This window comes from Candidatus Symbiopectobacterium sp. NZEC151, assembly GCF_025962655.1.
In the GTDB taxonomy this organism is placed as follows: domain Bacteria; phylum Pseudomonadota; class Gammaproteobacteria; order Enterobacterales; family Enterobacteriaceae; genus Symbiopectobacterium.
In genome coordinates, this window is sequence record NZ_JAGFPE010000001.1 from 1,001,406 (window position 1) to 1,014,248 (window position 12,843).

10 protein-coding genes are annotated in these 12,843 nt (G+C 52.9%); 6 read left to right on the top strand and 4 right to left on the bottom strand.

Annotation, left to right across the window (positions count from 1 at the left end):
- Positions 1–60: 60 nt before the first annotated feature.
- The 5 genes from J5067_RS04580 to J5067_RS04600 all read left to right on the top strand — a co-directional run bounded on the left by J5067_RS04580 (position 61) and on the right by J5067_RS04600 (position 6,487).
- A complete protein-coding gene (locus J5067_RS04580; RefSeq protein WP_264650530.1) occupies positions 61–1,677 on the top strand; it encodes a hypothetical protein in 1,617 nt (538 codons plus the stop codon).
- Between the two features lie 290 nt (positions 1,678–1,967).
- Positions 1,968–2,510, top strand: a complete 543-nt coding sequence (gene ogt / locus J5067_RS04585) for a methylated-DNA--[protein]-cysteine S-methyltransferase (RefSeq protein WP_264642705.1) — start codon at positions 1,968–1,970, stop codon at positions 2,508–2,510.
- A gap of 175 nt (positions 2,511–2,685) precedes the next feature.
- Complete coding sequence (gene fnr, locus J5067_RS04590) at positions 2,686–3,438, top strand: fumarate/nitrate reduction transcriptional regulator Fnr (protein ID WP_264642706.1); 753 nt, start codon at positions 2,686–2,688, stop codon at positions 3,436–3,438.
- A gap of 120 nt (positions 3,439–3,558) precedes the next feature.
- Entirely contained in the window at positions 3,559–4,518 is a 960-nt protein-coding gene (gene uspE / locus J5067_RS04595) for a universal stress protein UspE (RefSeq protein WP_264642707.1), read from the top strand.
- Between the two features lie 196 nt (positions 4,519–4,714).
- Positions 4,715–6,487 (top strand): glycoside hydrolase family 3 protein, encoded by a 1,773-nt coding sequence (locus J5067_RS04600; RefSeq protein WP_264650531.1) that lies wholly within the window; start codon positions 4,715–4,717, stop codon positions 6,485–6,487.
- Positions 6,488–6,556: 69 nt separating this feature from the next.
- Here the strand turns inward: J5067_RS04600 and pntB are convergent, their stop codons facing one another.
- Both pntB and pntA read right to left on the bottom strand, forming a co-directional pair.
- The gene (pntB, locus tag J5067_RS04605; RefSeq protein ID WP_264642709.1) at positions 6,557–7,945 is read right to left on the bottom strand and encodes a Re/Si-specific NAD(P)(+) transhydrogenase subunit beta; all 1,389 of its coding nucleotides are present in this window, start codon (positions 7,943–7,945) and stop codon (positions 6,557–6,559) included.
- A 10-nt stretch (positions 7,946–7,955) separates the two neighbouring features.
- The gene (pntA, locus tag J5067_RS04610; RefSeq protein WP_264650532.1) at positions 7,956–9,485 is read right to left on the bottom strand and encodes a Re/Si-specific NAD(P)(+) transhydrogenase subunit alpha; all 1,530 of its coding nucleotides are present in this window, start codon (positions 9,483–9,485) and stop codon (positions 7,956–7,958) included.
- A gap of 525 nt (positions 9,486–10,010) precedes the next feature.
- Here pntA and ydgH point away from each other — a divergent pair.
- Positions 10,011–10,961 carry a DUF1471 family protein YdgH gene (gene ydgH, locus J5067_RS04615; RefSeq protein WP_264650533.1) on the top strand — a complete coding sequence of 317 codons (951 nt, stop codon included), beginning with the start codon at positions 10,011–10,013 and terminating at the stop codon, positions 10,959–10,961.
- Positions 10,962–11,135: 174 nt separating this feature from the next.
- Here ydgH and kdsA read toward each other — a convergent pair whose 3' ends face one another.
- Positions 11,136–11,990, bottom strand: a complete 855-nt coding sequence (gene kdsA, locus J5067_RS04620) for a 3-deoxy-8-phosphooctulonate synthase (RefSeq protein ID WP_264650534.1) — start codon at positions 11,988–11,990, stop codon at positions 11,136–11,138.
- 41 nt (positions 11,991–12,031) lie between these two features.
- On the bottom strand, positions 12,032–12,841 hold the full coding sequence (sirB1, locus tag J5067_RS04625) for an invasion regulator SirB1 (RefSeq protein WP_264650535.1): 810 nt from the start codon (positions 12,839–12,841) through the stop codon (positions 12,032–12,034).
- Positions 12,842–12,843 lie beyond the last annotated feature (2 nt).

The following is a 12,843-nucleotide window of genomic DNA, read 5'->3' on the forward strand; positions in this document are numbered from 1 at the left end:
ACGCTTCATGACTCTTTGCTATGCTGGCGCGATGCATGACAACCACAGCGCTGTAACCTGATGAATGTGCTCCCCCCTTTACGCTTGCTGGAGGTCAATACGCCATTGATTTGGCACTGGCCGCATTTTCTCGAAGTGATTGACCTCATGGCGCGTTATCGCTTCAACGGGCTGATCGTGCATCAACAAAATATCCTGGCGTTACTGGCGCGCCCGCCGGCGCATAACAAAAACCCCGGCATTGAAAATCTGCATCACGAACGCGAAAGCACCTTGAGCTACCTGCAACGGGTGTCACACCACTGCCAGTCGCGCCATATTCAACTGTGGATCCAGGGTGAAGCCTTTCCCGGTGACGCCAAGATCAAACAAAAATTCCCGGAATTTTTTCTCGACGATGACACCGTCGCCACCAACGCCTCGTTTCTGACGCGGTTTTACAGTGAAACCGTGGACGAGATGCTGGCGGCCTTGCCGGACATCAGCGGGCTGATTCTGAGCTTGCAAACCCCGACGTTTCATCCCGAGCAGTGGAAACAGAGCATGAAAGTGCTGCACCGCATTTTGCGCCTGCACGGCAAAAAACTGGTGTTGCGTGATTACCTTGATGACAGCTGGCCGCGTCGCCAGTTGCACAACACCCTGAGCAGCCTGCCGGACGATGTGCGTGTCTCGATGAAGGCCACGGCGATGGATTACCGTCCCGGCTTTGCCAATAATCCTGAACTGACCTCTTTTCCCGGCAATAAAAAATGGATCGAATTCGATTTGTGGGGCATCGACTACGGCTGGACGCTGCTGCCCTGCATGCTGGTGGACGAAATTCAGGGGCGCCTGAGCTGGGCGCATGCCGTGGCGGGCGATGAACTGGAAGCAATAAGCGCTCGCATTAGCTGGGAGTGGATCAGCAACAGTTCGCTGCTGGAATCGATCAATGAAATCAATCTGTACGGATTGGCACAGCTGATCAACCACTCCGAGGGCGCTGAGCTGCATGCCGCCGCGCTGTTTCAACGTTGGTTGCAGGACAACCATGCCGTTAACGCCTCTGCCGTTACCAGCAACGCCGCAGGCAAACGGCTTGATAGCGTGCAATCGCTGTTTTTCAACAGCTATGACTGGATGTGTAAGACACCGTATTTCCTTGGACGCTTGTTGCACCGCCATAGTCAATTACCCCACACCCTGGAACAGGCCATTCCGTTATTGCATGCAGAAACCCGAAGCGCCAACTGGACTCACGCTTTTCAGCCGCTATTCCCGACGGACGATCGCGCGTTGGGCAGCCATCAATATGAGTTGGTAACGCTTGAACGCCAGCAATCTCATTTCTTTGCCCACCACCTGCGTCAATCCGCACGTGAAATTCACCATGCCCGACTGTTGCCTGAGCCGCTCTCGGCGCGGCTGGCCGCCAGTTGGGATTGCGCCTGGTGGTATACCGAACTGTGCGACCACGCGAAACAACTGGTTGCCGATTCACTGTTTACCCTGAGCTACGGTGCAGCCGTTGCCGCTCGGGAGCAACACTGCAATGACGCTCAGGCATTTGCTGAAAAATTGCATCACTGGCTGACACAGCATCAGTACGATTATCCGCACTTTCTGCCCATGTTGATGGCACCCGAGCGCTTGCACCAACTTGCAGAATCTTGCCGTCAACCCGCGTCCGATTGAATGACAGTGTCGATGAATGGATGTCAGCATAAGCGTTGCACCAATCAGGTGAAACGCTGTTTTGAAAGGGAAATTAGGTGAAACGGAAATATGTCACCAAGTTGTGAGATTTATCGCAAATACCACGGCTCATTGGTGACTCACATCACATTTTCGTGGCATTAAAACGTGACGTCATTCACTCTTTTCGCTGCTTTGCGTGATGACGATCTCAATTTATTTTCATTCGTCCAGGGTGTCGGCAATAATGGCGGCGATAACTGGACAAGCCGCATTGAGGGACCTGAATCATGCCACAACGCTTTTTACTGGATACCTTATCCACGCCGCTCGGGGATTTATTGATTATCGCCGATGAACAACAGCGATTACGCGCCGTGGAGTGGAAAGAATATGAAGAGGGATTATATCGCTTGCTGGCGCGGCGTTATAAAAATGATCCCTTCGAGTTAACAGAATCGGTCGATCCGGGGGGGTTAACTCAGGCTTTAGCGCGCTATTTTGCCGGGGATTTGCAGGTTATCGATACGCTTGCGGTCGCCAGCCTCGGTACACCGTTTCAACAGCGAGTATGGCAGGAACTGCGGAAAATTCCCTGCGGCACCACCATTACCTACGGCGAACTGGCTACCCGTCTCGGCTCGCCCACCGCGTCACGCGCGGTCGGCATGGCAAACGGCAGCAACCCTGTCAGCATTGTCGTGCCTTGCCACCGCGTTATTGGTGCCAATGGCGCATTGACCGGCTACGCTGGCGGTGTGCAACGTAAAGCGTGGTTGCTGGCACATGAAGGGGCGATGGCGCGTCAGGGTGCACTATCGTTATATAATTGATGATATATCGAGCATTCATGGAATAACGGGTAAAACGGTGTGACGGCTACTGTTTTTCTTTTAATGGCACGCTATGCCCCCTATTTATTCGTTTGATATACGAATGACGACACTTACCATCACCGATAAAAGCTGTTAAAATTGACCGATATCAATTATCGACTGAGCAAAGTCTATGATCCCGGAAAAGCGAATTATTCGGCGCATTCAGTCTGGTGGCTGTGCAATCCATTGTCAGGATTGCAGCATCAGCCAGCTGTGCATTCCTTTTACATTAAATGAGCACGAGCTCGATCAGCTCGATAATATCATTGAAAGGAAGAAGCCGATCCAAAAGGGACAAGCGCTGTTCAAAGCCGGTGATGAACTGAAATCACTCTACGCGATCCGTTCCGGGACCATTAAAAGTTACACCATCACCGAACAGGGTGACGAACAGATTACTGGTTTCCATTTGGCGGGCGATCTGGTCGGTTTCGATGCTATTGGCAATGCCCAGCACCCGAGCTTTGCGCAGGCGCTGGAAACCTCTATGGTGTGTGAAATCCCCTTCGAGACGCTGGATGACCTTTCTGGCAAAATGCCGAACCTGCGCCAGCAGATGATGCGGTTGATGAGCGGCGAAATTCGTAGCGATCAAGACATGATACTGCTGCTGTCGAAAAAGAACGCCGAAGAGCGTCTGGCCGCGTTTATCTACAACCTGTCGCGCCGTTTTGCCCAGCGCGGTTTCTCTCCGCGCGAGTTCCGTTTGACCATGACACGCGGTGATATCGGTAACTATTTGGGGCTTACCGTGGAAACCATCAGCCGTTTGCTCGGTCGCTTCCAGAAAGGTGGCATTCTGGCCGTGAAAGGGAAATATATCACCATCGAGAACATCGATGCCCTGTCAGAACTGGCCGGAACGACACGCGCTAAAGCCTAACCTATTGCCGGGTCATTGTTTTTATTTTATTGATCCGGCTCTCATCACCAGTTGTTAAAAGCAATTCTCATGAGGTACTCTTAATTACCGGCTGTAAGGTGACAGCTGTTAGGAGGACCTATGGCAACATATCAGCACTTACTGGTAGCTATTGACCCGAATCAGGATGACCAACCCGCGCTGCGACGCGCAGTCTATCTGGTTCAGCGGTTAGGTGGTCGTATCAAGGCATTCCTGCCGATTTATGATTTCTCTTACGAAATGACCACCTTGCTCTCGCCAGACGAACGCACGGAAATGCGCCAGGGTGTCATTGAGCAGCGTAAAGAATGGATTGCAGAACAGTGCGCCTACTACATTGAAGCCGGTATCCCTATCGATATCAAAGTGGTATGGCACAATAAACCCTATGTCGCCATTATCCAGGAAGTGATCGCCCATCAGCACGATTTGGTGTTAAAAATGGCCCACCAGCACGACCGGCTGGAAGCGGTGATTTTTACCCCACTGGATTGGCAACTGCTGCGTAAATGCCCCTGCCCGATGTGGATGGTGAAAGACCAACCCTGGCCGGATAATGGCCGTGCGCTGGTCGCCGTTAACCTTGCCAGTGAAGATCCTTATCACGATCCGCTCAACATCAAGCTGGTGTCAGAAACGATTGCGCTCGCCAAGCAGGTCGATAAAACCGAAGTGCATCTGGTGGGTGCCTATCCGGTTACCCCCATCAATATTGCCATTGAACTGCCGGATTTCGATCCCGGTGTCTATAACGACGCTATTCGTGGTCAGCACTTGATTGCCATGAAATCTTTACGCCAGAAATTTTCGCTGGATGAACGCCTGACGCATGTCGAAAAAGGGTTACCGGAAGAAGTTATCCCCGACCTGGCGGAACACTTGCAGGCGGGTGTGGTGGTGCTGGGCTCCCTGGGACGCACCGGGCTATCAGCGGCTTTTATCGGCAACACCGTTGAACACGTTATCGATCACCTTAAATGCGACCTGTTAGCCATCAAACCCAATGATTTTGTCTCCCCTGTCACCCTCGATGGCGAAGGTGAGGATACCAAAGCCTAGCGCTTCAAGGTTATAATCCGCTGCTATGGACGAAATCGACCTGACGGCCGATTTCGTTTTTTTATGTGCCCACAACCGTCACCTAACATGTTGTGCCGTAATCTCGTTTATGTTGCCAAACGGTTTAACGCGTTTTCTCGTTTATGCTTGTCTTAGATAGGATGAGTTAACACGTAATTAATACAGGAGACCGACCATGGACGTTCAGCAAATCCTACATGCCATGACGCTGGAAGAAAAAATAGGGCAAAAAATCATGTTGGATTTTCGCCTCTGGCAGCAGCAGGATATGATCGAACCTAACGGTGTCATCGCAAACCTGCTACGCGTCAACCACATCGGTGGCGTGATTCTTTTTGCCAACAACCTGAAAAACAAAGCGCAAATTAAAACGCTGACCACGTGGTATGCCTCACTGGAAACCCTTTCTGGCGTTCGGATGTTTATCGGCACGGACAATGAAGGCGGGAACGTATTTCGCTTGCCGCGCGATCAGTATGCCCCGTTCTCAGGCAATATGGCGCTGGCAGCCGCCGTTACCGGCGGCGGAGACACCCAACTGGCCTACGCGCAGGGCGTGCACATGGGGCACGATCTGCGGACGTTGAACATCAATACCAACTTTGCCCCGGTGGTCGACGTTAACAGCAACCCGCTCAATCCGGTGATTAATGTGCGCAGTTTTAGCGATGACGTCGCGACAGTCACGACACTGGCAGAAAAAGTCGCTGCGGGCATGCAGCAACAAGGGGTGATGACGGCCTATAAACACTTTCCAGGCCACGGTGATACCTCAACCGATTCCCATACGTCTCTGCCGCGGGTTGATCGCTCACGCCATGACGCCTTCGCCATCGATATCGCCCCCTTTGCGCAAGCTATCGAACACGGGTCAGCACCCGATATGATCATGACGGCGCACATTCAGTACCCCGCGCTGGATGACAGCCGCATCAAGACCTGCAACGGCGAAAGTATCCTGGTACCAGCCACCATGTCGCGAGAAATCCAGAGCAATCTGCTGCGCCAACAGTTGCATTATCAGGGGGTTACCATCACCGATGCGTTAGACATGGGCGCGATTGCCGACCACTTCACACAACAAGACGCGCTGGATGCCGTGTTTAGGGCAGGCGTAGACATCGCGCTAATGCCTGTCAGCATTGCAACGCCGGAACAGGGCGCAGCGCTGTCAGCGTTGATTGCCCGCATTGTTGAGAACGTGAAACAGGGTCACTACAGCGAGGCGGAAATCAACGAATCCGTAGCACGTATCCTCACGCTGAAACAGCGCTACCAACTGCTGGGCAACGCCAGTGCGCCCCCGCTAACCCCACCCAATGATGATACCGAAGCCCTGATTGCCGATCGTTCGATCACCGCCGTGGTTAATCAACACGCCACGCTACCGCTGCTCGAAAAAAACTTACGCTACTTTATCCTGACCCCCTGGATGGAGCAGGCTGACGGCATCAAAATGACGATGGCACAATACGGCTACTCTCACGTTGATGCAGCCAAGGAGTCACAATTAACCGACAGAGAGATTCGCCAGCGGATAGCGCAGTGTGATGTGTTTCTGCTCGGGACCCTCTCTACCCGTTTTACCCCGGTAGAAAAAGACGGTATTTCAACAGCGGCGAACACGCCGCAAAACGATACTGCGCGCTACCTTGAATGGTTGCGCTATGCGGGCTCGCTCGACAAAACACGGGTACATTTGTCACTGCGTGCCCCCTATGACATTGCCCTCTATGCCAATGACGTTGAGGCCGCCGTCGCCAGCTATGCCTATTTTGGCTGTGACAACGGGGTGTGGCGTGGAAAATCGATGATCTCACTGGCGAAAGTCCTGACAGGAAACGCCTCACCGCAGGGCAAGTTGCCGGTGGTGGTGTGGGAAGACTACGATGCAAAAACCAACATGGGTACGGTCGCCTTTCCGCGCGGTTTTGGTTTGAGCTGGTAAACGGACAATCAATAAAAAAGGGCAGGATTTCCCCTGCCCTTATCAACACGCGTTCAGGTGATAAACCGGTTACAACGCTTTCAGGATCGCTTCCACGCTTTCTTTGGCATCGCCAAACAGCATTTGGGTGTTTTCCTTGAAGAACAGCGGGTTCTGCACCCCGGCATAGCCGGTGTTCATGGAGCGTTTAAACACGATAACGTTCTGCGCTTTCCATACTTCCAGTACTGGCATTCCCGCAATCGGACTGCCCGGATCTTCCTGCGCTGCCGGGTTCACCGTATCGTTAGCACCAATGACCAGCACGGTATCGGTATCGGTGAAATCGTCATTGATCTCGTCCATTTCCAGTACCACGTCGTAAGGCACTTTGGCTTCCGCCAGCAGCACGTTCATATGGCCCGGCAAACGCCCGGCGACCGGGTGGATACCGAAACGCACCTTGATACCCCGTGCGCGCAGTTTGGCCGTGATGTCATGCACCGGATATTGCGCTTGTGCTACCGCCATGCCATATCCCGGCGTAATGATCACCGTGCTGGAGTTTTTCAGCAGTTCAGCCACGTCTTCCGCCGAGGCTTCACGGTATTCGCCCACTTCTTCGCTGGCACCGGTAGAAGAACCATCAGTACCGAACCCGCCGGCAATCACGCTAAAGAACGAACGGTTCATCGCCTTACACATGATGTACGAGAGGATTGCCCCCGAAGAACCGACCAGCGCACCGGTAACGATCAGCAGGTCGTTGCTGAGCATAAAGCCCGCCGCCGCTGCTGCCCAACCGGAATAGGAGTTCAGCATCGACACCACTACAGGCATGTCAGCACCACCGATGGATGCCACCAGATGCCAACCGAACACCAGAGCAATGGCGGTCATGAACAGCAGCGCAATGCTCTGTCCGGCCACGCTGCCGGTATTCACAAACCACAACAGCAGCAGGAACGACACCACCAGCGCAGCCAGATTCATCTTATGGCGATGCGGCAGCATCAGCGGCTTGGATGAAATAATGCCGCGCAGTTTGCCGAAGGCCACCACGGAACCGGTAAAGGTGACCGCACCGATAAAGATGCCGAGGAACACTTCCGTCAGATGGATATTCACCATCACCGGATCGGTGATTTCACCGTGATCCAGGAAGCTGTTAAACCCGACCAATACCGCAGCCAGACCGACGAAGCTGTGCAGAATCGCCACCAATTCCGGCATTTCAGTCATTTCGACTTTACGCGCCAGATAGATACCTACCGCACCGCCGATCGCCATCGCGGCAATAATCCAGCCAACGTTTCCGGCATTCGGCCCGAGAATGGTGGCAATCAGCGCAATCGCCATCCCGGTAACGCCAAAGATATTCCCCTGACGTGATGTTTCATGTTTCGACAGCCCTGCCAGACTGAAAATAAACAAAATAGCGGCAACAATGTATGCAGCTGTAACTAATCCTCCAGACATGTGTTACCCCTTAGTTTTTACGGAACATTTTCAGCATGCGCTGGGTGACGGTGAAACCACCGAATATATTGATGCTGGCGATCAGTACGGCAATGAAGGAGAAGAACGACACCCATCCGCCATGACCGATCTGCAACAGCGCCCCCACCACAATAATGCCCGAAATCGCGTTGGTTACGGACATCAGCGGCGTGTGCAGCGCATGACTGACGTTCCACACCACGTAATAGCCGACCACGCACGACAACGCAAACACGGTGAAATGCGATAAAAACTCTTTCGGTGCCACATTGGCCAGCCAGCCGAACAGCAAAATAGCCAGTGCCATAAAAGCGTATTTCTTCCACGGTGAAGCCGGTGCCGCGTCCACTTTCGGCGCAGCAGCTGCCGGTTTAGCCTGTTGCGGCTGGGCAGACACCTGAATCGGCGGAGCCGGCCAGGTGACATCCCCTTCTTTCACCACGGTAACACCGCGGATCACCACGTCATCGAAATCAACGGTGATGGTGCCATCTTTCTCTTTGCACAGCAGTTTCAGCAAGTTAACCAGGTTAGTGGCATACAGCTGTGAGGATTGGGTCGGTAAACGGCTCGGCAAGTCGGTGTAACCGATAATTTTCACGCCGTTTTCAGTGACGGTGACCCGATCGGCCACGGTGAGTTCACAGTTGCCGCCGGTTTGCGCCGCCAGATCGACAATCACGCTGCCCGACTTCATGCTCAGCACCATCTCTTTGGTGATAAGACGCGGTGCCGGTTTGCCAGGGATCAATGCGGTCGTCACGATAATGTCGACGTCTTTCGCCTGTGCGGCGAACAGTTCCATTTCCGCTTTGATAAAGGCTTCGGACATCACTTTGGCATAGCCGTCGCCACTGCCCGCTTCTTCTTCAAAATCAAGCTCAAGGAATTCGGCGCCCATGCTCTGCACCTGCTCCTTGACCTCGGGGCGGGTGTCGAACGCGCGCACAATCGCGCCCAGGCTGCCTGCCGCACCGACAGCGGCCAGTCCGGCAACGCCCGCACCGATCACCATCACTTTGGCCGGTGGTACTTTACCCGCAGCGGTAATCTGACCGGTGAAGAAGCGGCCAAACTCGTGAGCGGCTTCCACAATCGCGCGGTAACCGGCGATATTGGCCATCGAGCTCAGGGCATCCAAGGATTGCGCGCGAGAAATACGCGGCACGGAATCCATTGCCATCACGGTAATCTGACGTTCTGCCAGTTTCTCCAGCAACGCCGGGTTCTGGGCGGGCCAAATAAAGCTCACCAGCGTGCTGCCTGCACGCAACAGCGCCGTTTCATCCTCCAACGGCGCGTTAACTTTGAAAATGATATCGGACTGCCAAACATCCGCCGATTCCGCAATCGCTGCGCCCGCAGCGGTATAAGCGGCATCGTCGAAACTGGCCAACTTGCCCGCGTCACGTTCTACTGAGACCTCGAAGCCGAGTTTCAGCAACTGTTCCACCGTTTTCGGCGTTGCTGCGACACGCGCTTCATTGGCCAACCGTTCTTTTGGTATACCAATACGCATACTGATTCCCTATCGCTTATTTATACGAAGTTTTTATTGTCACCCCACCTGATAACTCGATTGCCCGGCAATGCTTGCGCAACGTTCTGTTATCAACAATCACAAGGCAATGACATATAACCTACTGAAAATGTGATCGATGATCCATATATAAAATCACTTTCCTGCAAATGCTTAGCAAACTTCGGCGAATGGCTCGAATTCAGGAGAAAAGCCGCCGCTATCTACCTTATTTTTATCATTATCTTCCAAAACGTATTTAGCGGTAATTCACAAAACTCGCTTGTTACAAGGTTGTTATTACTGACAACCCTTATAAATCTCACTTATCGCACGCAAATTATCATTAATGGGTATTATTCCCTTTTTTGTGCCGCGAATGCTTTACCCCCTGACGATACGCCGTTGCCAGACAAAATGCTGAGGCGAACGCGCTGATTACGTGCCATAATCGGCACCACGTTGTGTCATCAGGTGATGACGTTTTATGTCGCAACTTCCCTGCGTCAGGCGAAAGGATTTTTTATGAAGCTGAAGACCCGCGTTATCGCGTCTACCCTCCTCTCTCTCGCGGCTTTTTCTGCCCACGCGGCACAGGAATTGACACCAGAGCAGGCTGCTGCGGTAAAACCGTTCGATCGAATTTCTTTTAGTGGCCGTTTTGACGCCATTTTTGACGCGGTGGCTGAAGCGTCCAAACGTGCCGACAAAGCTGGCGCTGATGCGTTTTACATCCAGGCGATCAACGAGAAAAACCGAGGCAACAGTCAGACGGTCTATGTCGACCTGTACCATAAAGAAGCACCGAAAGCGGATGCCACCCCGGCACAGCGCACCTTTGATGGCATTCGCGAACTGCCACAATATGATGCTTACCATCTGGAACCGTTTGATACCGTCAGCGTCAGCGGGTATTTCTCTACCCAGCCCGACATTAATGCCGCCATCGCCAAAGCCGCTAAAGAGAAGAATGCAGCATCGTTCTTTATCGTGCGCCAGGTCGATATCAACAGCACCGGTACTAATCAGAAAATTACCGCTTACGTCTATAAAGCCGATGCGCCGAAACGTGTGGTGCAGAGCACTGACGTGATCCCCGCCGATTCTGAGGCAGGTCGCGCTGCCCTCGCGGCAGGCGGTGAAGCGGCGGCGAAAGTGGAAATCCCCGGCGTTGCCATGTCTGGCAGCCCGAGCCGTAACGTAGGTAATTTCTACGAAACGCAAACATCTAAAGGCGGACGCTATACGGTGAATTTGTCTGACGGCAAGAGTATTCAGGAATTGAACAAAGCCACCGCTGCGCAGATGACCCCCTTCGACTCCATCACCTTCCGTGGCAACTTCAACGGAACGACGGATGTGTCAGAAGCCGTGGCGAAACGTGCCGCCGACAAAGGTGCCAAGTACTACCACATCACCAAGCAGTGGTTTAATAAAGGCAGCAATATGACCATCAGTGCGGATCTTTATAAATAACCGCGGTCACTTTACCCCCGTTATCCCCGGCTTCTTTCTTCTCGTCATCCTCGGCGAAAGCCGGGGATCTCTGTGAGAAGAAATGCGTTTCTTCTGCTTGAGATTCCCGCCTGCGCGGGAATGACCGTGGTGGGCGGGAATCTGTTTTTAGAAGGGACTAAGAAAAGCGAGTACTCAGTTGTTGGTATCCAGTTCAGGGAAATGTTTTACCAGATCATCAATCGCTTTAATTTGTTGCAAGAAGGGTTCCAGCTTATTCAGCGGCAATGCTGACGGTCCGTCGCATTTTGCATTGGCCGGATCCGGATGCGCTTCAATAAACAACCCCGCCAACCCGACCGCCATGCCCGCACGCGCCAACTCGGTGACCTGACCACGACGACCACCGGAAGCGGCACCGAAAGGATCGCGGCACTGCAACGCGTGAGTCACGTCAAAAATCACCGGGCAACCGCCAGACACCTGCTTCATGACGTTGAAACCCAACATATCCACAACCAGGTTGTCATAACCAAAGTTACTACCGCGATCGCACAGAATGACCTGCTCGTTGCCACCTTCCTTGAACTTGTCAACGATATTGCCGATTTGTCCCGGGCTGATAAACTGCGGTTTTTTCACGTTGATCACCGCGCCGGTTTTAGCCATTGCCTCTACCAGATCGGTTTGGCGTGCCAGGAAAGCGGGGAGTTGGATCACATCCACCACGTCGGCAACGGCCTGCGCCTGCTGCGCTTCGTGCACATCCGTTATCACCTTCACACCGAAGGTCTGTTTCAGTTCCTGGAAGATTTTCATGCCCTCTTCCAGACCCGGTCCACGATAAGAGTGAATGGAGGAGCGGTTAGCCTTGTCGAACGAGGCCTTGAACACGTAGGGAATGCCCAGTTTTTGCGTTACCGTGACGTAATGTTCGCAAATACGCATGGCGAGATCGCGCGATTCAAGCACATTCATACCGCCAAACAAGACAAAAGGCGCATCGTTGGCAACAGGAATATCACCGACCTTGACCACTTTGTTCTTCATGCTGTTACCTTATCGGAGTGATTAACATTAAAAAAAACGCGTTAGTGCAACACAATATGTTTTTGCTCTATCGAGTGAATTTGCACTTTGATCATTTCACTGACCGGATCTTCAGGGCACTGTTCCACAAAGTAGCTTAAATCAGACACGGCGATATGGTCGCAGTCCAATTGCGCGTAAATCAAACCGCGATCGCGAATTTCATAAGGGTCTTCCGGATCGAATTGCAGCACGGCTTCGCTGGCCCGCAGCGCAAGCTCCATCTGCTTCTCTTCCATCAGCGCTACTTTTAACGTATCGAGCAATTTACGCACAATCAGCACGTTTTCCGCTTCGTCCAGATCTTCATCCATCAGTTGCGTAGACGGGCCGATGTTACCTTTAAGCCACACATCCAGTACGTGCTCGCTCAGGGTATCGCCGTTGAGCGGGTTGATAAGCCACATCTCGTTATCCATCCAGTCAGCGCGCAGGATCAACTGTGTCGGAAAAATCACCGGCATCATGGGGAGATCCAAGGCGTGAGCGATATGCAGGAACACAATCCCCAGCGATACCGGCATGCCCTGGCGAGACTCCAGCACCTTATCTAACCACAGCGCATCGGATAAACGGTAAACGCCACTGGCACCGCCAAATCCCCAGGTGCGGTAAAAAAGTGTCAACAACATATCCAGTTGTTGATCCTGGTCCAAATCGCGGGGAATGGCTTTACGCGCTTCATCGACCAACTGTTGCAGTTTCTTGCGTACATTCAGGGCGGAGAAGTCACTTCGCACTCTCTGTGAAACTAAAATAACCCCTTCACTTAACGGCGACTGATTGAATTCAAAATCCGCAATAGAACTCATAG